The sequence below is a fragment of the Malaciobacter sp. genome, from assembly GCF_055140965.1.
The window spans coordinates 1-22,101 of record NZ_JBSRRO010000030.1 but is presented as its reverse complement, the minus strand read 5'-3'; the positions used below and the strand labels follow the sequence as shown (position 1 = coordinate 22,101).

Genomic DNA, 22,101 nt, shown 5'->3' with positions numbered 1-22,101 from the left:
ATATTCTTACTTTTTACCATACTCTCTTGCTCCAATATTACCATATCTATGATATGAATGAGAAATACTTTGTTCTTTGAAATAATTTAGTAATTCTATTCTTCCTTCCATCATCGGTTTCATTCTTACAATAAATGTTCCAAGATGTTTACTTGCAGCTTCAAATATAGACTCTGGAACTTTTGATATGTCAGAATAAATTACTCTTTCATAATTTCCAATTACATCAGCAAGCTTTTCATTTGTATGTTTAACAATTCTATCTTTTGAAGTAAATAAAACTGTCGCATTTTTCAAAAACTCTTCTATTTTTTCATTATTATCAATTGATACTGTAAAGTGTACCCCAGATATTTTTGCAGCTAAAATTCTACTTATAACATCAAAAAAATTATCATCATTACTTACTCTAATAATTACTCTGTTTAAAGGAAGATACCTAAAATGATTATCTTCACCTCTTACTTTAACATAATCTTTTTCAACACTAAATTCTGTATGAAAATTATGATAATATGATTGTACTGCTACTTCAAGTTTTTCAAAATCATCTTTTTCATTTGTATACTTATCTTTGCAATGACTTATAAATCTAGTAAGATCTGTGTGAAAGTTTTTTATAATTTCAGGTTTACCAACTTCTTCAAAATCAACAAATTGTGTTATGTAGTTATAAATACCGACTTTTCTTCCTGCTCCAATTGCTGATTTACCCATTCCACCAAAAGGTTGTCTTAAAACAATAGCACCTGTTGTTCCTCTGTTTATATAAAGATTTCCAGCTTTAATATTTTCTCTCCAGTAATTAACTTCTCTTTCATCTAAAGATTCAATTCCAGAAGTTAATCCATATCCAGTCGCATTTACAATATCAACAGCATGTTTTACATTTCTTGCTTTAATAACTGCTAAAACTGGTCCAAAAAGTTCATTCATATGAATAAAACTACCCTCTTTTACATTCCATTTAATTGAGGGTTTTAACATATACTCATTATCTTCTGCATAAGATGGCTCTAATGCCCACTCTTCGCCCTCTTCTAGATTTTCGATTGCTTCTTTTAATTTTCCAGAGACACTATTTGCTAAAGTTCCAATTCTATTTTTTAAATCCCAAATAGAGCCAACACTCATTGATTTTGCCGTATCTATTAATGCTTTTTTAAAGTTTTCATCATTATAAACTTCTTCTTCTAATACAAGCAATGATGTAGCACTACATTTTTGTCCAGAGTTTCCAAATGCACTTTGACAAACATTTTTAATTGCTTGATCTCTATCTGCCATATTTGTAACAATTGTCGCATCTTTTCCACCTGTTTCTGCAGTTAATAATAAATCAGGTCTTGTTTTAAGCATTGAGGCAGCTGTGTCTTCTCCTCCTGTTAAAATTACATAATCAACATCTTTATTAGCAACTAAATGCTCACCTGCTAATACTCCAGGACAAGGAACAAATTGTAATACATTTTTAGATATTCCAGCATCCCAAAAACACTTGCACATTTCATAAGCTGTTAAGGCTGCAACTGTAGCAGGTTTAATAATTACTGTATTTCCAGCTGCTAAAGTAGCTGCTACACCTCCTAAAGGAATTGCTACAGGGAAATTCCATGGAGGAATTACAACACCAACACCTTTTCCTTTAAACTTTAAATTTGTATACTCTTCAAAATATCTTGAAGAGTGTGCATAAAACTCAATAAAATCAACAGCTTCACTAACTTCTACATCAGTTTCTGTAAATACTTTTCCAACTTCTGCAGCTGCTACACCTATTAAATCTCCTCTTCTTTCACGAACTTTTATAGCTGCTTGTTTTAAAAGTTCATGTCTTTGAGCATAAGTTTTACTTCTCCATCCATCAACATCAGCTTTTGCTGTTTCAACTGCTCTTTTTAAATCATCTTCATTTGCCATAGCAAACTTACCTGCTAAAACTTCATCTTTTAGTTGAGATTTATCTATTGCTTTATAGACTTTTCTTCCTGTAACTATCTCTTTACCTGCAACTACTATAGGCTTTGTTTGATGCTCGCTATCTTTAGAGAATTTCCATTTTTTTACAATCTCTTTAGCCCATTCTTGATTTTGAGATAAAATAAAATCTGTATCTGGTTCTGCGTGATATTCACTTGTATCATAAGATGAATTGTTAAAAGTATCCCATTTTTCAGTTAATCTATTTTGTGTTCTAAAACTACCTACAAATGTTTCCTCTTCCAACTCAAATGACTTAATAAATAATGCTTTTTGTTCATTCCAATCTTTTGTTCCAACTTTTAATCCAAAAGAGTATCTAATAAAATTATTTGGTCCTGTATTTTCATCTAACCTTCTAACTAAATATGCAATAGCATTTGTAAACTGCTCTTTTGCAGCAGTTGGTGCATATAAAATAACATCTTTTGAAATTTCATTGATTGCTAATCTTGCTGATTCACTCATTCCTTCTAACATTTCTAAAGTATGAAATTTAGTAGTTGCATTATGTTCTGCTAAAACTGTTGCAAATGCTAGTTCAAATAGATTGTGTGAAGCTGTTCCTACATGCATGTAAGCAGCATTGTCTTTATCAAGAGCAAACTTAACCATTCTTTTATAGTTTGCATCACTATGGCTTTTATTTGTATATGTCACCATATCCCAGTGCTTTTGAGAGGCTTCTGTCTCTTCCATCTCCATATTAGCACCTTTTACTAATCTAAACTTAATAGGACTTCCACCCTCATTTACTCTTTGTTTAGCCCATTGACATAAATCTTTTTGTACTAAAAATGAATCAGGAATATAAGCTTGAAGAACAATTCCTGCATAAAAATCTTTAAATTGTGGTAATGATAATGTTCTTTTAAATACTTCAACAGTAATTGCCAAATCCTTATACTCTTCCATATCAAGATTAATAAATTTATTAGATTTTGTCCCATCAGGGGCAATATATGGATATTTCTTTGCTTGTTCATAAATTCTTGTTAATTTTTTAACTAAAGTAGTAACAGTACCTTCAAAATCCATTGAATTAATTTGAGAATAAATTGTTGATATTTTAATAGATATATAATCAATATTTGGATTTTCTAAAGCTTTTAAATATTTTTGAATTCTTTCTTCTGCTTCATTTTCTCCAAGAACAACTTCACCAATAAGATTAATATTAATTCTTGTTCCCTCTTTTTTTCTTTTTTCTAGATGTTCATTAAAAGGTTCATCTTCACCTTTTATTACAACTGTTTTTGTATCTTCTCTAATTTCATTAACAAATAAAGGAACTGAAAGATCTGGCAAGTATTTACCAAAGTTTTGGAAAAGCCATAAAAGTGTTTTATCTTTAGTAGTAAAAAAATGTGCCATTCCATGCTTTTCAAGTAAGAAAATTATTTGATCAGCTACTCTTTTGTTTGAGTTTGTTCTAAAACACTGATCCATTAACTCAATCAAAAGTGCTTTATCTTGTGGATGAGCAAGCATCTTTTTCATTTTTATAGAAAACTCTTTATCCCAATCACTTACAAGTGTAGTTGCTTTATTTTGCCATCTTTCTGCTAGATTTATACTTTTTTCTATTAATTCTTGTTCATTTTTCATGCAATATCCTTAAAATTAATTGTATTTTAAATAAATTTTAAGTAGCTTTACACGCACTTTAATGTGTTTGAGGGTACAACCGCCAAGTATGCCCTCATGCTACTTATAACCTAATGCTTTTTGCCTAAATATGCTTCTTGAATTGCTTTTGAATTTAACAACTCTTCTGATGTTCCCTCATGAGTTATTTTTCCAACTTCAAGTACATAACCTCTATTTGCTAACTTTAATGCAGCTTTTGCATTTTGTTCAACTATTAAAACTGTTACTCCACTTAAAGCAATCTCTTTTATTGCCTTAAATATTGACTTAATTAAAATAGGTGCAAGACCTAAACTTGGTTCGTCTAATATAAGAAGTTTTGGTTTACTCATAATAGCTCTACCAATTGCTAACATTTGTTGCTCACCTCCACTTAAAGTACCAGCAAGCTGTTTTCTTCTCTCTTTTAATCTTGGTAAAATATCATAAATCCACTCCAATGTTTCCTTATCATGGTCTTTTAAAGTATATGCTCCCATCATAAGGTTTTCTTCAACTGTAAGTGTTCCAAAAACTCTTCTTCCCTCAGGTGAGTGAGACATGCCTAAACTTACAATATCATGTGCTGCTGTATTTGTAATATCGTTTTTATCAAAAATAATATTTCCTGATTTAGGTTTTAATAAGCCAGAAATTGTTTTTAAAGTTGTTGTTTTACCAGCCCCATTTGCTCCAAGAATTGTTACAACTTCACCTTTATGAACTTTTAAAGAGATTCCTTTAATTGCAGCAATTGCTCCATAACTTACATGTAAATCTCTTACATCTAATAAAATTTCATTTTGCATTACTCTTCATCCTCATCATCATCACTACCAATATAAGCTTCAATTACTCTTGGATCATCTTGAACAAAATCTGGTTCACCTTGAGATATCTCTTTTCCAAAATTAATTACAGTTATATAATCTGTTAGTTTCATAACCATATCCATATCATGTTCAATCATCATAATTCCAAGTCCCATTTGCTTAATCTTTAAAATGATATTTGTAAGTTCTATTGTCTCATTTTCATTTAAACCAGCTGCTGGTTCATCTAATATTAAAAGTTCTGGTTCAGCAGCTAGTGCTCTTGCCATTTCTACTTTTCTTTGATTTCCATATGATAAATCACCTGTTGGAATCATTGCAAACTTTGTAAGATTAAAAAAGTCCATAAGCTCTTCTACTTTTTTCCAACTTTTGTCATTGTCTTTTTTGTAAAAAGGAGTATGAATAATAGAGTGATACCATTTTTGTTTTGATTTTGTATGACATCCAGCCATTATATTTTCTGCTACACTCATCTCTTTAAAAAGTCTAATATTTTGGAAAGTTCTTAAAACACCTTTTTGAGCAATTTTATGTGCTGACATTCCTGTAATATCTTCACCTTTATATTTAATAGTTCCTTTTTCAGGTTTATAAATTCCAGTTACGCAGTTAAATAGTGTAGTTTTTCCAGCTCCATTTGGACCAATAATTCCATAAATTTGTCCAGGTTTAACTTTGATAGTCAAATCATCAATTGCAACTAATCCAAAGAATAGTTTTGAAACATTTTCAATCTCTAATACATATTTCATTACTTTTCTCCTTTAAGCTTAGCTGCTTTTCTTTTTAAATAGTTTGGAATATTTCCAAAAGTCGCAGGCCAAACACCATTTGGTCTTAAAATCATTGTCAAAATCATTGCAGCACCAAAAATTAAATATCTTGATTCTTTAAACTCTGTAAATAACTCAGGAAGTACAAACATAACAAATGTACCAATAATAATACCAGGAAGTGAAGCAGAACCACCAACAAGTACAATTGCAAAGAACATAACAGATTGCATAAAGTTAAATGATTCCGGAGATACAGCTGAATACTGAATAGCAAATACGCAACCAGCAGCTCCTGCTATTGCTGCACCTAAAGCAAAAGCAAATAGTTTGTAATAAGAAACATTTATTCCCATTGATTTTGCTGCAATTTCATCTTTATTTATATAATAAAGTGCTCTTCCATATTTAGAGTTATCTAAATTTCTAATTATAAATAAAGTAATAATTAATAAACCAAATGCAATATAATATATTGAGATTTGAGAAAATAATTCATATCCAAAAATTCTTACCACGTCTATTCCAAAAATTCCATTTGGTCCACCTGTTAAATCAAAAGGATTATTAGATAATACTTGTTCAAAAATAATATTAAATCCAATTGTGGCAACAAGTAAATAATCACCTCTTAGATGAATAATAGGACCTGCTAATAAAATAGAAACAATAACTGGTAATATAATAGCAAATGGTAAAGTCTCAATAATTTCAAGTCCAAAGTGAACATTTAAAATTGCAGTTGCATAAGCACCAATACCAAAAAATATTGCATGCCCCATATTAAAAATACCAGCTCTTCCTAAAATAATATCTTGAGAAAAAGCTACAACTGCAAAAATTAAAAATGTAATTCCAATACTTAACCAAGCAGAATCAACTAAAAACGGGAAAAATGCCATAACAGCAATAAATAATGTTGCTATAATTGTTGTTTTATTCATTATACTTTCTCCGCTGTTTTTTCACCAAGAATACCCGTTGGTCTAACAATTAAAATTATAATTAAAAGCATAAAAGTAAATGTTTCAGCCCACTCTGTTGATATATATCCTGATATCATTGCATTAAATAATCCTAGTAATAAACCTCCAAGCATTGCTCCTGGGATATTACCAATACCACCTATAATTGCTGCAATAAAAGCATTTAATCCATAAAGCCAACCCATATCAAAAGTAAGACCTCTATAATAAATACCAATAAATAATCCACCTACAGCACCCAATGCTGAACCAACTATAAAAATAATAGTAATAATTCTATTTACATTAATACCCATTAGTTTTGCTGCATCTTGATCAATTGCAGTTGCACGAATTGCAGTTCCAATTTTTGTTTTATTAATAAAAAAGTATAAAGCTATCATTAGTATAGCTGATAAAATCAAAATCAATACTTGAGTAAATGTCAAAATTACTCCACCAATTTCCCAAATAGTATTTGGTAATAAATCAGATGGAAAAATTTTCATATTTGGGCCCCAAATTAGCATAATTGCATTTTGAATTACAAGGGATGCACCCAATGCTGAAACAACGGCACTTAATCTTGGTGCCGTTCTTAAAGGCCTATAGGCAAGACGCTCAAGAAGAACACCTACAAATGCAACAATAATTGCTGTAAATAAAAATATAATTACTACATTAATCAATGAATTTGCACTAGCTCCAAAAAACTGAGAAAATATTGTAAGCCCTACATAAGCAGAAAAGGCAACCAAGTCACCGTGTGCGAAGTTAATTAACTTCATCACACCGTAAACCATTGTATAACCTAAAGCTACTAATGCATATAAACTTCCAATAGTTAAACCATTAATTAACTGTTGAAGAAAAGTATCCATTATTTACCTTATTTCCCTAAAACTTTATATGAACCATCTTTTTGAATTTCATAAACCATAAACTCAGCTCCAATTCTTTCACCATCTTCTCTAAAAGTAACTGGTCCAGTAATTCCTGGAAAGTCTTTTAGATTATGTAAAAAATCAGAGATTTTTTTAGTATCAAAAGATTTTGTTTGTTCAACTCCATGCATAATTGCTCTTAAGCCATCTGCATTAACAACTGCCCAAATTGAAGGTGGTTTCATATTATATGTATCTTCGTAAGCTTTTAAGTATTTTTTAGCTTCTTTATATGGTAAGATATCTGGTGTTGGGAAGTTAATTAATACTGTACCCTCAGCTGCACTTCCTGCTAATTTTAAGAAGTCTGGATTATCATTTGAATCTCCACCAACAAAATCAGCATCAATTCCAAGTTGTTTTTGTTGAGATCTTAAAAGACCTCCATCAGTATAATAACCTGAGTAGTAAATTACATCTGGATTCATTGATTTAATTTTTGTAAGCATTGCAGTAAAGTTTTGAGTACCTGATTTAATTTTCCCTCTAAAGATTACATTTCCACCAATTTTTTTAATTGATTCTTCTGTTGCATCACCAAGACCTTCTGAATATGATGAATAATCAGATAAAACAACTATTCTTTTATAGTTTTTTTGATTTATAAAATAGTCTGCTGTAAAATCACTTTGTGCAGAGTTTGGAAATGAATTTCTAAAAAAAGTCCAATATTTTCTTTTAATTAGTGAGTCACTAGTTCCATCACTTGTTTGTAATATTTTATTTCTATAATATGTTGCTTGTGCTGCTTCTGTTGCACCTGATGTATAAGAACCAATTACAGCAAAAACACCAGCATTTACAAGTTTTCTAGCACAAACTGCAGCTTTTTGAGCTTTAGCTTCATCATCACAAGTTACTACTTCAATTTGTTTACCAAGTAAGCCACCTTGTGCATTTTTTTCATTAACTATAAGCTTTACAAACTGTTCAATTCCTTGACCCTCATTTGCATACTTTCCTGTAATTGGTGCTTGAACACCAATTTTTACTGTATCTGCAAGTAAACTTGAACTTGCAACTGTTGCACAAAAAGCAATTGCTTTTGCAACATTTTTGATTTTTCTCATTTTTTCTCCTTTATTTTATTTAAATTTTGGCTCGATTATATAACAACAAACTGCCCATTCACCAATATTTGGTATAATATTTATCTTGCCTCCTTCTAATCTTGATTGTAAGTTTTCAAATGAGTTTACTATTTTATCAAAAGATTCTATAATCTCTTTTATTCTTTGTTCGCTTTTTTTTCTAGCACTACTTGAAATATCTAAATAAAATGCAAAAATACCATAGTCTAAAGTAGAATCCTCTAAGCTAGTTCGATAAAGCATCTTACATATTTTTTCAATCTCATATTTGTACTCTTCTTTTACATTTCTAACACCATTTTTTAAACTCATAATAACCCTTGATATAGAGTCATTATCACTTTTATGTTCAAATCTTTCATCTAAAGTCAAACACAAAACATCTTGTGTTAGATATCTTTGTTTCATAAACTCTCTAAAAGTATTTCTTGATGGTAAAGAGCATCTAAGAATATCTGCAATTGTTGCATCAATAAAAATCTCTGGAGCATTTTTTAATTTTGCTATTTCTTGTGATACATGAATAGTTAAGAATCTAGGTGGAGCGTATGATAAATATAGTTCATCAGCAGTCCAAAAAGTAAAATTATTTTTAGCAGTTATAATTCCATCAATAACGCATTTAACAATTTCATCTTGCGAGGGGAAATTATTCATCTATTTTCTCCTTCATAGTTTTCATCAACCTCTTCTAAAATACCACTTTCATATAATATATCTTCAATAAGTCTATTTTTAGAAATATTAATTTCATTTGATAATATAATAAGTGCATTATCTAACTTTTTATCAATCTTAATTGTTAGTTGAGATATCTCTTTTTTGCCATTTTTTGTATGTTTATCAATAACACTTCTAATTATATTTCTTTTATGTTTTTGTTTTGCCATTAGCTAAAAATTCCTAATAAAAATTTAGTAGTACTAAAAGTAGTACCAAAAACTTATATCATTATTTCACAGCAAAACTTAACTGAATCTTAATTTTTATGTCATTATTGTGTATTTTTTAACCAATTTACAACTTTTCTGTATATTTTCAATAAAATGCTATTCTTGTGCTACTTTTGATCTTTTTTGTTGAATAACTAAACCTAAAATAATTAAGCCCAAACCAAACAAAGTTGATAAATAAATTTTTTCTCCTAAGATAAAATAGATAAATATTAAAGATAAAAAAGGTGAAATAAATATCAAATTAGCAATTTTAGAAGTACTTGTTGTATATTGCATAGCTTTTAACCAAAGCATAAAAGTAATTCCCATCTCAAAAATACCCACATATGAAGCTGCTATTATTCCTTTTAGTTCAGGAATAAAAAATCCATCTGTAAAATACAAATAACAAATAATAAAAGGTAATGCAATTAAAAAGTTAGAAAATAGTCCAACTTCTGGATATGCTTTTGACTTTGTATTAAAAATCCAATACATTGCCCATAAAACTGTACTAAATAAAGCAAGACCTACCCCATAAAGATTTGAAAAATTTAATGAAAATGGCTCTCCTCTTGTAGAAATAACAAGTACACCAAAATAGCATATAATTCCTGCAACAATATCTGATAAAGTTAATTTTTGCTTTAAAAATGGAACAGCAAGGTATGCTAACATAAGTGCCCAAGTATAATTGATTGCTTGTGCTTCTTGTGCAGGCAATAAATCATATGCTTTAAATAAAACCAAATAGTATAAAAAAGGATTTAAAACTCCCATCATAAGAGTTAATTTAAAATTACTCTTTATATGAGTTTTTACTAAATTTAATCTTTTTTCATATAGTAAAATTATAAATAAAACAATTGTAGAAGCAACAGAAGCTAATAATACTAACATTTCAGGAGTTAAAAACTCTAATGAAATTTTAAAAGCAGTTGCAACAGTTGACCATAAAAATATAGCAAGTAAGGCAAATTTATATGCTTTTGAATTTGATTTTATATCACATCCTTTAAGTTTAGCTAAAAAAATAACATGAAATAACAAAATTTATAGTTTATTTACTTTTCATTAAGATTAGTTTAACTCTATTTATCTAATAATTTTATAAAGATAAAAGTATTAGGACAATATATGAATAAATATAAACAACTACAAAAAGAATCTAGTGCTTTAAATATACTTTTTATTGAAGATGATGAAGATCTAAGACATCAAAGTGAAAAAATTTTCAAAACTCTTTTTAATCAAGTTGATTTAGCAAATGATGGGAAAGAAGGTTTAGAAAAATATTTAAAGTTCTATGAAGAAAAGAATTATTATTATGACATAGTAATAACAGATATAAAAATGCCTAAAAAAAATGGTATTGAATTAACAAAAGATATTCTTAAAATAAATAAAGATCAAGATGTAATTGTAATTTCTGCTTATGAAGACTCAAAATATCTTATTGAGTTAATAAACTTAGGAGTTAATAATTTTGTACAAAAACCTTTAATTATTGATCAGTTAATTGATCCTTTATTAAATATATGTAAAAGAATAAATAACTCAAAAGAGGCTTCTGAAAAAGTATTTTTTATAGAAAATTTTGTTTGGGATAAAGAGAATAAAACATTATTAAAAAAAGGTCAAGAAGTAAAGCTATCTTCAAGTGAAACAGTTTTACTAAATTTACTAATAAATAACCCATATATAACATTTTCAAATGAAGATATTTATAATACACTATTTAGTGATAAGTATGACAAAGAATTAAGTATTGATTCTATTAAATCTTTGATTAAAAGAATTAGAAAAAAGATTCCAACAGATATGATTAAAAATATTTACGGAGAAGGTTATCGAGTAAATAAAGATATTTTTGTAGAACCATAATAGACCTATAATACTATACAATGCTTTTTTGTATAATACTTAATATTCTTAAGATATTACTATAAAAGTTTAATCCACTTCACTTCGTTATAATGAAATAAATAGTAGATACATTATTTTATCATAAATTAATGAAGTGTTGATATAATTCCGTCCCAAAAAAAAATATAAAGGTTTTAAAAGTGAGAATTACACTCACTCATAAAGAGTTACACGAATTACAAAAACTTTGTTTAGAAAATGATAACCATGAATTATTTAATAAACTTTCACACGAAGAGCATAAATCTATAAAAAGTAGAACTGTAAAAAAAACAAAAGCTACTCAAAAAGCTACAAAAGTAAGACAAGATACAGCAAGAAAAAAAATTGAAAGTACAGTAAATATGATGAGACTATTCAATCAAAAAATAACTGTTTATAGTGTTGCAAAAGAGGCTCAAGTTAGTTATAACACTGCTAATAAATATAAAGAGTATATTCAAAGAAATGCTCATTAATTTTAAGCTTAAAATCCATAATCTACCCAATTAGATTTAAATTATATAAAAATATTAATATTATCATTCAAAAAGTTGCATATTTGCATAGTTTTTGATAAGATTTTGCATTAATTTTGGAGAATAAATATGAGAAATTTTATTAGTTATAAACAATCTTTAGAAATATTAGAAAAAATAGATATAAAAACACCACCAATTGAAAAAATGTTTTTAACACAAGCATTAGGATATGTAATAGCAGAAGATATTATTGCAGACCATAACAGTCCAGAGTTTGCAACTTCAGCAATGGATGGCTATGCTTTAAAAGCAGAAGATTTAATAAAAGAAAAAATAAAAGTAATAGATAAAAATCCAGCAGGAAGTGTAGTAGAATCAGTTGTTACAAATGGAGTATGTATTAAAACTTTTACAGGTTCACTAATGCCTAAGGGAAGTGATACTTTAATTCCTATTGAAAATGTTGAAGTAAATGAAGATGAAATAAAAATTGTAAAAAAAGTTCCTTTTGGCTTTGCAGTAAGAGATATTGGAGAAAACTATAAAAAAGATGAGGTTCTTATAAAAAAAGGAACAATTGTAAGTTTTGCAGAAGTTGGTGTATTAGCATCTCTTAATATTGCACAAGTTCCTGTATTCGTTCCTCCAACAGTTGCAATTGCAAGTACAGGTAGTGAAATATTAGATTTAGGTCAAATCCAAACAAATGATTCACAAATTAGAAGTTCAAATCATCTGACTATTGAAGCTTTATGTAAAAAAGCAGGTGCTAATACTATACAAATGGGAATAGTAAAAGATGATATAGATTCTATTACACAACTATTACAAAAAGGTCTTGAAAAAGCTGATATTGTTATAACAACAGGTGGAGTTAGTGTTGGAGATTATGATTTTGTTCAAGATGTAATAAAAGATAAATTAAAAGCCCAAGTATTATTCCATGGAGTTACAATCAAACCAGGAATGCATCTTTTAGCAGCTATTAAAGATGGAAAATTAATTATTGCTCTTCCAGGTTTTGCTTACTCTTCAACTGTTTGTGCTATTTTATATGTTCTTCCTTTTATTTATAGATTAAAACAAACAAATCAAAGCTTACCAATAGTAAAAGCAAAAATCAATGAAGACTTTCCAAGAAGAATGCCAAAAACAGTCTTTACAGCTTGTAATGTTGAATATAAAGATGGAATTTATCAAGTTAATTTTGAAGGTAAGAAAAAAGGAACAAGTGCAATATTAACAAATATGCTTGAAAGTCCTGCTTTATTAATTCAAGAAGATGATAGTAAAGATATTAAAGCTGGAGATATGGTAGATATTTTACTATTAAACCAATTAAAATGATACAAATGCAAAAAGTATATAAAGTATATTTTTTACTAACTCTTTGTGTACTTTTTTGGTCTGGAAACTTTATTTTAGGAAGATTTATAAAAGATGAAATAGAACCTTTAGAACTTGCTTATTTTAGATGGGTTCTTGCTTTTATTTTAATTCTTCCTTTTTCCGTAAAATATATGAATATTAAAAAGTGTATAAAAAGTACAAAAGAGCACTTTTTAATACTATCAATTTTAGCAATTTTAGGAATAAGCTTATTTAATACAATTGTTTATATTGCTTTACAAACAACACAAGCTACAAATGCTCTTTTAATTAATTCTGTAACTCCATTACTTGTTCTTATTTTAGGAGTGATTATATTAAAAAATCCTATTAATAAGATTCAAATTTTAGGTTTCTTATCCTCTACATTTGGAGTTATATTTTTAGTTTTAGAAGGAAATATTGCAAAAATTTTAGAATTGAATTTAAAAAATGGAGATTTGTGGATAATATTAAGTGCTACAATTTGGGCTTTATACTCAATTTTACTTAGATTCAAACCAAAAGAGTTAAATCATGTTGAACTTTTTACCACTTTAGTTTTTTTAGGAGTTATATATCTTAGTCCTATTTACTTTTATCAAGGATATAGTATTCAAAGAGAAATTATAATGATAAAACAAAATTGGCCAATTATTATTTATGTATCTTTTTTTGCTTCAGTATTATCATTTTATTTTTGGAATAATGCAATTGCACAAATTGGTCCTGAAAAGTCAAGTCAATTTGCACATCTAATGCCTTTGTTTGGAGCTATTTTAGCTTATTTCTTTTTAGGTGAAAAAGTAGAACTTTATCATTTATTTGGTGCTTGCTTTATAGCAATAGGTATTTACCTATCACTATTTTTATCTAAAAGGTAATTATTCATCTTGCCTTGGATCAAGCTCAGGCAACTCAGCCCCTGATGCAACTGGCATATTTACAAAAGTACTTAAATCATCATCGGCAATTCTCTTTTTAGAAAGAGAATAAAAACATAAAAATAAGCCTAAAATTCCAAAGCATGAAAACAAAAACTGTGGCATATAACTTAATCCAAATCCAATAAGTAAAGGTGAGATAAAAGAGCCAATACCATAAGCAAAAAGTAAAGCTCTACTTATTTCTACAATATCTTTATTCTCATCTACAACATCATTTGCTCTTGCTACTGCTAAAGGATATACTGAAAAGATTGAAAAACCTAATAAGAATCCTAAAATATATAAAGTTTGTTCATCTAAATTAAAAATTATAAATAAAGTTGAAATAACAGCTGAAAAAAATGCTGAAAATGCAATAAGTTTTCTTCTTCCATACTTATCAGATAAAAGTCCTATTGGCCATTGTGAAATCAATCCACCAATCAATGTAATAAGCATAAAATAAGAAACAACTTCAATTGATTGTCCTTGCATTAATATATAAACAGGAACCATAGTAAAAAATCCACCAACAAAAAATCCACCAATAAAACTTGAAACAGTAGCAAGTGGAACAATTGAAAAGATTTTTGGAACACTATATTTTTCAAATTCTGCAAGTTTAGGCTCTTTTATTTTTGTTAAGGCAATAATAACTACTGAAAAAAGTACTAAAACTGAACCTATTGTAAAAATAGCCTGTTTAAAATGCTCATCAATATTTAAAAAAAGCTGTCCAATAGCAGTAGAGAGATAAAAAATTATAGTATAAATAGCTAAAATCTTTCCCCTATCCTTTTCACTGCTTTTCTCATTTAGCCAACTTTCAAGTATAATTAAAAGTCCAAAAAACGAAAAACCTGAAATTAATCGTAAAAAAGCCCATAGAATCTCATTGAAAAATACAGAATGAAGTAAAAAAGAGACTACCATAATAGAGGCAAATGCAGCAAAACTTCTTATGTGCCCTACTGTTGAGATAATTTTTTGGCTAAAAATAGAAGAGCTTACAGCTCCTAGAAAAAATGACGCATTAATAATACCAATTACTGTATTACTAACTTGCAACTCTTTAAGATACACCCCAACAAAAGTTAATATCATCCCATATCCTATTGCTAAAAAAGCAATTGAAAAGAAAAGTGATGATATAGGAAATAAAATTTTTCTTAATGTCATGGAAACAAATCCTTATTAATAGTTTTGTTTAAATAGTATTATATTCAATTATATATGATTTGTAATATTTATTTGCTTATTTGGTTTCACACCTAATTGTATAAACTCTTGACTTTTACTTAAAAGGTTACCTTTACCTTTTGAAAGCTTGTTTAATGCACTATCATAAGACTTTGAAGTTCTATTAATATGCATTCCTATATCTTCAATATCTTTTACAAACAATGCAAATTTGTCATATAAGTTTGCTGCTTTTTTAGAAATTAGTTCTGCATTTTGATTTTGATACTCTATTTTCCAAATATTTTCTATTGTTCTTAAAGATACATATAAAGTTGATGGAGAAACAAGCATTATATTATTTTCAAAAGCTAGTTTAAAAAGATTATTTTCATTTGAGATTGCAAGTAAAAAAGCAGATTCAATTGGTATAAACATTAGTACAAAATCTAAAGTTCTAACTTCTTTGATATCTTCATATCTTTTTATACTTAAACCTTTAATATGAGCTTTTAAAGAAGAGATCAACTCTTTAATTGCTTTTTGTCTATTTTGTTCATCTTCAGCTTGTGTATAGTTAATATATGAGTTTAAAGAGACTTTAGAATCAATTACAATATCTTTTTGTAAAGGAAGATGAACAATAACATCTGGTCTTAATCTCTTACCTTCATTTGAAAATGAACTTTGTGTAGTGTATTCAATACCCTCTCTTAAGCCACTTTGCTCTAGAACTTTTTCTAAGATTAACTCTCCCCAATCACCTTGAGTTTTATTATCACCTTTTAATGCTTTTGTTAAATTTATTGCATCATTTGAAATTTGTGTATTTAACTCTTTTAGATTTTTTATTTCATTTAATAAATAACTTCTTTGTTTTGTCTCTTCTGAATAAATATCATTTACTCTTTTTCCAAAATTATTAATTTGCTCTTTAAAAGGAGTTAAAATTTGATTAATATTTTCATTTGATTTTTTACTGCTTTGTTCAAAAAGTCTATTTGCAAGATTTTCAAACTCTTCTTTCATTTTAACCTTTGAAGTTTCTAAAAGATCTATTTTTTCTTGAAAGCTCTCTTGTTTTAGTTCAAACTCTCTTTGTTTATTTTGTAGTTTTTGCTCATAAAGCTCTCTTTGTGAATTTATTTTATCATTCATTGATTGAAGTTTTATATTTGCTTCATTTGTTAAGCTTTGAAGTTTAGCTTCATATTTTACTTTACTTAAAAAGTAAAATATAAAACCTGATACAACAAAGCCTATACCAAAAGCTACAATAGAATATAAATTAATATCATTCATCTATTTTAAAATCATCTTTCATTGCTTCTTTTGCATTATTTACTTTATATACATCATAACCTAGCTCTTTAAATCTTTCAACTAATGGTGGATGAGAGTAATAAAAGAAAACATATAAAGGGTGAGATAATGGAAATGATTTATTTTCATTTGCTAATTTCAATAAAGCATTTACTAAATCATCTTTTGATTGTAAATTTGAACCAAACTCATCAGCTGCATACTCATTATGTCTAGAAATTAGTGAAACTAAAGGCATCAAGAAAAATGATAAAATTGGAGAAAAAAGTAAAAATACTGCAATAATTGCATATGGTTCATTATTTAATGAAAGTCCTAAAAACAACTCATCATTTAAATTTCCAAAAATAGCAAAAAATATAAACATTACTATACCCATAATTCCTATATTCTTTAAGATATCTCCATTTTTAAAATGTCCTAGTTCATGACCTAAGACTGCAAGTAATTCATTATGAGTTAATTTTTGAATTAAAGTATCAAATAAAACTACTCTTTTAGTACTTCCAAGTCCTCCAAAATAAGCATTAAGTCTATTATCTCTTTTACTTGCATCAACAGAAAATACTCCACTACTTTTAAATCCCACTTCATCTAAAAGTTTTTCAATCTTTGATTCAAGCTCTTTATCTTTTAAAAGTTCAAACTTATCAAACATCTTATCTCTTACTAATGGATAAATCATATTTATTAATATAATAACAGTAAAAATAAAAACAAATCCCCATATCCACCATAAAGGAAGATTTTCAATAATAAGTGCAATTCCTGCAATTATTAAACTTCCAAAAACTAAAAATAAAATACCACTTTTAATTGTATCTTTGATATATAAAGCAGGAGTCATATTTGAAAAACCATACTTTTTATCAAGTTTAAAAGTTGTATATAACTCAAAAGGTAAAGATAAAATCCAGTTTATAATAATAAAAGCATCAATAAACAAAATAGCTTTTAGCCAACCTTGATCAACTACTATAAGTGAATCTAAAAATTTAAGTCCAAAACCTATCCAAAGCATAAAAATTACAAAATCATAAAATGTTGAGAGTATTGAAATTTTTTCCTTTTCTATACTATAATTTCCAGCCTCAAGGTATTTGTTATCCTCAAGTATAATTGCTGGCATATTTTTTGCTTTACTAACAAAGCCTACTTGCATAAATGAAGTATATATATTTACTATAAAATATAAACAATATGCAATTACAAATATTTCTAACACATCTATCCTTTTTTATATTGATAATTAATTTGAATAATACAGTTTTTGTACTTGTAGATTAGTAAAGAGTATAGATTACTTATACTCTTGCAGGAGCTCTTTAAAAATATGATTAAATCTTGATAACATTTTCTTATCATCTGAAATATACAATATTTCATAATCACTTTTAAAAGATTTTTTCTTCCAATTTGCACTTCCAAATATAACACTTTTTTTATCTATAATAGCCATTTTTATATGTAGTTTATTCTCTAATAAAATAACATCTATCCCATTTTTAACTAGATAATCGTATTGGGTTTTTTTCTCTTCTAAAGCTTTTTTCTTATCCAAAATAACAGTTACTCTAACGCCTCTTTTTACACTATCATTTAATAACTTAGCAAATTTTTTATATGTAAAATTATACATTGCAATATCTATAGATTTCTTACTTTCTTTTAAAAGAGTTTCTACTTCTTTAACAGCAATGTTAGACTCTTTTGGTAAATAATATAGACTATCTTTTGCATTTAAAGCTGTAAAAATAAGCAAAATACATAAAAAAACTTTTTTCATTAATCATTATCCTTTTTTTCAATATACTTAGGTAGTGTTATTTTCATACACAAGCCTTTTACCTCTTTTGAATTATAAATAAACTCTTTATTTGATGCAAGAATAATTCCTTTTAAACTTTGTGTTACTAATGTATAACTCATATAAAGTCCAAGACCTGTTCCTTGCATCTTCTCTTTTGTTGTAAAATATGGTTCAAAAATTTTATTTATAATTTCTTCTTCTACGCCTAAAGCATTATCTACTAATTCAATTGTAACTGAATTTTCTTCATCTTTTATACTTATAAAAATAACTTTGTCCCTTTTACAATTTTTATTTAAAGCATCCTTTGAATTATTTAAGATATTTATAAAAACTTGAATTAATTCATTAAAACAACTATAAATTTGAACATCATCGAAATTTTTAACTATATTAATTCCATAGTTTTTAAATGAAGCACTCAATAAATCTATACTATTTTCAATTGCTTGTGAAACATAAAATTTCGTTATGATTTTTTCACCTTTTATATAATTTTTAAAATCATCAATAGTATTTGACAAATAATTTGTGCTTTTCATAATAGTATCTAAAGATTTGTTTAAATTTTCATCATCTAAAACATTAACTTTATGTTGCAGTTTTAAGCCAGATGCACAAGTAGATATTGCTGATAAAGGTTGTCTCCATTGATGGGCAATATTTCCTATCATTTCTCCCATTGAAGCTAGTTTACTTTGCTCAAAAAGTAATTTTTCTCTTTTTTTAGAATGGGTTAAATCAACAAAAGAAGTTACATTTACTCGCCTATCTTCAAAACTTACTTTTTTATTCATTGCTAATACATTAATTTGTTCTTTATTCTTTTTAATAAAAATTGTTTCTCCAGCATTTTTTGTATCAAAAAAGTTTTTTTCATTTACAGGAAGAACTTCAAGTATATTTTTATTTATTAACTCATCTTTATTTTCATATCCTAAAAGTTTAATAGCCTCTTTATTTAAATCTATACAAATACCATCAACAGAGATAATAATACCCTCTAAAATATTATCAATAAATATTTGAATATTTTTATTTGATTTTTCCAATCTTTTATTTACTTTTTTCAATTTAAAATTATATATCAAAGATACAAGAAGAATCACAATTAAAGATATAGCTACAATAGATATTATTAAAATTATTTGCTTAAAATGTTCAAAAAAAGATATTGGCTTATTTAAGATTTTTATACTTTCAGATGGCAAATATTTTTCAATATCTATACCAAAAAATTTCAAAGCATTATAGTCAAATACATAAGAGTTAGTGCCATTTAAAATTGGTTTGATTTTTAAATTTGGGTCATTTAAAATTTTCAATGCCATTTTTGCTGCTAAAACTCCTTGTTTATTTCCATCAACAACATAGCCTCCAATTATTTTTCCTCCATGATTAAAAACTCTTGCAGTGGATATTATAGGATTGTTATAAGCTTGATTAATCTTTTTTAATGCATTTTCCATTGTAATTGGATTTTCATCTTTATTGACATAGCTAGCTGTCATTATTAACATTGCCATGGAGTTTTTATTTGTTTGTTTTAATTTATTAGTTAACTTATCAATACTTTTATCACTAATAAATTCATAATCTATTTTAGTTTTATCTAACTCTTTTAATACTAGCTTTTTAAGTACATTAAAAGTTACAGAATCATCTCCTATTAAATAAAGTTTATCAAGTTTTAAAGAGATCTTTTTTGCTAATTCATAGTTTACAAAAGGAGTCATTCTTTCAAAAACACCAGTAATATCATCTTTTTTATAATTATCTAAGATATTTAAATTATTTACACCACTAAAAACTATCTTACTATTAGAAAAGAGCTCATTTCTAAACATTTTTAAAAAATTTATAGCATTATCATCAGTTGAAATAACTAAATCAATTTTTTTGTTTAAATATTTATATTTTAAAAGTGTTAAGAATTTGTATTTGTACATTAAAGTGGGATTATTTCTTTTTGTATCCATATATTCAATATATATATCAATATCTTCTTTTGAAGCAAGCAAAGTATTAACAATACTATCAACTTGTATTTTTGTCCAAGAAAAAGAGGGATGATAAGAGTTTAATATAAGTACGTTCTTTGAATATAAAAATGTACAAAAGATAAAAAATAAAAATATATATTTTCTAATCATAAAACACTTCATAAAGTTCATTGGGAATTTTTGTTGGTTTAAAGTTTTTCAAAAAAGCCAATTTAAATCTAGCAGTAAATAAAACTTCTTCATCTTTTTTTACTTCTTGATACATTATCAATGAAGCACTTTTCTTAACTTCAAGTTTTGCACTAACATCAAGTAAGTCGCCAAATTTTGCAGGTTTTATATATTTTGCATTGACCTCTTTTACAACAAAGAATTCATTCTCACTTATATGAGGACTTAAACCTTTTTTAAAAAAAAGTTCACTTCTTGCTCTTTCACAAAACTTCAAGTAATTAGCATAATATACAACACCACCTACATCTGTATCTTCGTAATAGACTCTAATTTTCATTATCTTCCCTTAATAATTATAATTATACTTAACTTTTGTTGATTAATCTATTATAAACTTCTAATTAATAGGTAGCTTTATTGTAAACATTACACCAACTACATTCTCTTCTTTTTTTATATTTTTTACTTTTATTTCACCATTGAATTGTTTATTGATAATTTGTTGGGACATATAAAGCCCTATTCCTGTTCCATTGAATTTATGTTTTGTTGTAAAGTAAGGCTCAAATATCCTAGTAATCAGCTCTTCATCAATTCCACCTGCATTATCACTAAATTCAATAATTACATTTTTATTTTTTTTAAATACATTAAAATTAATTTTTTTATCTTTTATATTTCTAATTTTAAAAGCATCAAGACTATTATTAAATAGATTCATAAGTACTTGAATTAACTCATTTTCATATGCCTTGATTTTTATATCTTCAATATTTGTATCAATTTGTATCTCATTTGATTTTAGTTTTGAACTTATTAGTTTTAGTGTTTTATCATAAACTGCTTGTAATTCAAAAGTTTTTGCATCATGTTTAGTACTTAAAAAATTTCTAAAATCATCAATTGTTTGAGAAAGATGATTTGCATTTAAAATAATAATATCAATAGACTCTTTTTGATTTTCATCAGTTAATATTCCCATCTCTTTGCTAAGTTGCATTCCACTAGCACTAGTTGTTATTACAGATAAAGGCTGTCTCCATTGATGAGCTATATTCTCAATCATCTCACCCATTGCTACCATTTTCGTTTGATGTGCAAGAATTAAATCCTTTTTCTTATTCTTCTCCATCTCTTCAAAAATCTTTTTTCTATATTTTAAAAAATATTTTTCTAAATAATAAGATACATATAATGATATTGCAAATAAGAAAATTGTAATAATTATAGAAATAAATAGTATTTTTAATATATATTCACTGTTTCTTTTATTTAAACTTTTTTCTCTTAATATGATTTGCTCTTCTATTTTTTTACTATAAAAACCTGATGCAATAGCAATTTGCCATTTGTCAAAACCTTTTACATAAGTAGTTTTTTGAGCTGGTTTATTTGTTTCTGGCATTATTGTAGAGATATAACTTATAAAACCATCACCACTTTTAGCAGTATCAATAATTTTTTTTGTAATATAAGTGCCATTTTTATCTTGTAAATCAATTCTATTTAAGCCTACATAATCTTTTTTTAAATGAGATAAATAAGTGCCATTATAATCAACTAAAAAGACAAAATTGTTAAGTCCATATCTTAGATTTTGTAAATTTTCAATAGTTTTCTTTTTTATTGAATCTTCAAAATCTTTTATATACTCTCCTGTTCCTATATATATTCCTAGTTCATCTATTGCTTTAATATATGAAAGTTTTGTTGAAAATTTGTTTTTTTTTGGTTTTTTCCATAAAAATTTCAAATAACCTTCTTTTTTTGCCTTTGCA

20 protein-coding genes are annotated in these 22,101 nt (G+C 26.8%); 4 read left to right on the top strand and 16 right to left on the bottom strand.

Annotated features, from left to right (window positions below):
* Window positions 1–6: 6 nt before the first annotated feature.
* The 9 genes from ACTCCZ_RS09350 to ACTCCZ_RS09310 all read right to left on the bottom strand — a co-directional run bounded on the left by ACTCCZ_RS09350 (window position 7) and on the right by ACTCCZ_RS09310 (window position 10,203).
* A complete protein-coding gene (locus ACTCCZ_RS09350; protein ID WP_079577899.1) occupies window positions 7–3,588 on the bottom strand; it encodes a proline dehydrogenase family protein in 3,582 nt (1,193 codons plus the stop codon).
* A gap of 110 nt (window positions 3,589–3,698) precedes the next feature.
* The gene (locus ACTCCZ_RS09345; RefSeq protein ID WP_079577898.1) at window positions 3,699–4,418 is read right to left on the bottom strand and encodes an ABC transporter ATP-binding protein; all 720 of its coding nucleotides are present in this window, start codon (window positions 4,416–4,418) and stop codon (window positions 3,699–3,701) included.
* Window positions 4,418–5,197, bottom strand: coding sequence for an ABC transporter ATP-binding protein (locus ACTCCZ_RS09340; RefSeq protein ID WP_079577897.1), 780 nt, complete (start codon window positions 5,195–5,197; stop codon window positions 4,418–4,420). Before ACTCCZ_RS09340 ends, ACTCCZ_RS09345 begins: the two co-directional genes overlap by 1 nt.
* Window positions 5,197–6,162, bottom strand: coding sequence for a branched-chain amino acid ABC transporter permease (locus ACTCCZ_RS09335; protein ID WP_079577896.1), 966 nt, complete (start codon window positions 6,160–6,162; stop codon window positions 5,197–5,199). Before ACTCCZ_RS09335 ends, ACTCCZ_RS09340 begins: the two co-directional genes overlap by 1 nt.
* A complete protein-coding gene (locus ACTCCZ_RS09330; protein WP_079577895.1) occupies window positions 6,162–7,064 on the bottom strand; it encodes a branched-chain amino acid ABC transporter permease in 903 nt (300 codons plus the stop codon). The genes ACTCCZ_RS09335 and ACTCCZ_RS09330 overlap by 1 nt, the downstream gene beginning before the upstream one ends.
* Before the next feature lie 8 nt (window positions 7,065–7,072).
* A complete protein-coding gene (locus ACTCCZ_RS09325; RefSeq protein WP_079577894.1) occupies window positions 7,073–8,197 on the bottom strand; it encodes a branched-chain amino acid ABC transporter substrate-binding protein in 1,125 nt (374 codons plus the stop codon).
* Between the two features lie 15 nt (window positions 8,198–8,212).
* Entirely contained in the window at window positions 8,213–8,875 is a 663-nt protein-coding gene (locus tag ACTCCZ_RS09320) for a hypothetical protein (protein WP_079577893.1), read from the bottom strand.
* A complete protein-coding gene (locus tag ACTCCZ_RS09315; RefSeq protein ID WP_079577892.1) occupies window positions 8,872–9,108 on the bottom strand; it encodes a hypothetical protein in 237 nt (78 codons plus the stop codon). The genes ACTCCZ_RS09320 and ACTCCZ_RS09315 overlap by 4 nt, the downstream gene beginning before the upstream one ends.
* Before the next feature lie 159 nt (window positions 9,109–9,267).
* Window positions 9,268–10,203 (bottom strand): DMT family transporter, encoded by a 936-nt coding sequence (locus tag ACTCCZ_RS09310; RefSeq protein ID WP_228145304.1) that lies wholly within the window; start codon window positions 10,201–10,203, stop codon window positions 9,268–9,270.
* An 87-nt stretch (window positions 10,204–10,290) separates the two neighbouring features.
* Between ACTCCZ_RS09310 and ACTCCZ_RS09305 the strand changes: the two genes are divergently transcribed.
* The 4 genes from ACTCCZ_RS09305 to ACTCCZ_RS09290 all read left to right on the top strand — a co-directional run bounded on the left by ACTCCZ_RS09305 (window position 10,291) and on the right by ACTCCZ_RS09290 (window position 13,792).
* Complete coding sequence (locus ACTCCZ_RS09305) at window positions 10,291–11,037, top strand: response regulator transcription factor (protein ID WP_079577891.1); 747 nt, start codon at window positions 10,291–10,293, stop codon at window positions 11,035–11,037.
* 182 nt (window positions 11,038–11,219) lie between these two features.
* Window positions 11,220–11,537, top strand: a complete 318-nt coding sequence (locus tag ACTCCZ_RS09300) for a hypothetical protein (RefSeq protein ID WP_079577890.1) — start codon at window positions 11,220–11,222, stop codon at window positions 11,535–11,537.
* A gap of 129 nt (window positions 11,538–11,666) precedes the next feature.
* A complete protein-coding gene (locus ACTCCZ_RS09295) occupies window positions 11,667–12,887 on the top strand; it encodes a molybdopterin molybdotransferase MoeA (RefSeq protein WP_079577889.1) in 1,221 nt (406 codons plus the stop codon).
* Between the two features lie 5 nt (window positions 12,888–12,892).
* Entirely contained in the window at window positions 12,893–13,792 is a 900-nt protein-coding gene (locus ACTCCZ_RS09290; RefSeq protein ID WP_079577933.1) for a DMT family transporter, read from the top strand.
* On the opposite strand, the gene ACTCCZ_RS09285 is transcribed toward ACTCCZ_RS09290, so the two are convergent.
* The 7 genes from ACTCCZ_RS09285 to ACTCCZ_RS09255 all read right to left on the bottom strand — a co-directional run.
* On the bottom strand, window positions 13,793–15,013 hold the full coding sequence (locus ACTCCZ_RS09285; protein WP_079577888.1) for an MFS transporter: 1,221 nt from the start codon (window positions 15,011–15,013) through the stop codon (window positions 13,793–13,795).
* A 48-nt stretch (window positions 15,014–15,061) separates the two neighbouring features.
* Complete coding sequence (locus tag ACTCCZ_RS09280; protein ID WP_079577887.1) at window positions 15,062–16,315, bottom strand: DNA recombination protein RmuC; 1,254 nt, start codon at window positions 16,313–16,315, stop codon at window positions 15,062–15,064.
* The gene (locus tag ACTCCZ_RS09275) at window positions 16,308–17,561 is read right to left on the bottom strand and encodes a M48 family metallopeptidase (protein ID WP_079577886.1); all 1,254 of its coding nucleotides are present in this window, start codon (window positions 17,559–17,561) and stop codon (window positions 16,308–16,310) included. Before ACTCCZ_RS09275 ends, ACTCCZ_RS09280 begins: the two co-directional genes overlap by 8 nt.
* 75 nt (window positions 17,562–17,636) lie before the next feature.
* Complete coding sequence (locus tag ACTCCZ_RS09270; RefSeq protein WP_079577885.1) at window positions 17,637–18,122, bottom strand: phospholipase D-like domain-containing protein; 486 nt, start codon at window positions 18,120–18,122, stop codon at window positions 17,637–17,639.
* Entirely contained in the window at window positions 18,122–20,299 is a 2,178-nt protein-coding gene (locus ACTCCZ_RS09265; protein WP_159445727.1) for a sensor histidine kinase, read from the bottom strand. Before ACTCCZ_RS09265 ends, ACTCCZ_RS09270 begins: the two co-directional genes overlap by 1 nt.
* Window positions 20,292–20,660 (bottom strand): YbgC/FadM family acyl-CoA thioesterase, encoded by a 369-nt coding sequence (locus ACTCCZ_RS09260; protein WP_079577883.1) that lies wholly within the window; start codon window positions 20,658–20,660, stop codon window positions 20,292–20,294. Before ACTCCZ_RS09260 ends, ACTCCZ_RS09265 begins: the two co-directional genes overlap by 8 nt.
* Before the next feature lie 60 nt (window positions 20,661–20,720).
* Window positions 20,721–22,101 (bottom strand): sensor histidine kinase (locus tag ACTCCZ_RS09255; protein ID WP_463187278.1); only part of this gene is annotated, 1,381 nt, incomplete at its 5' end.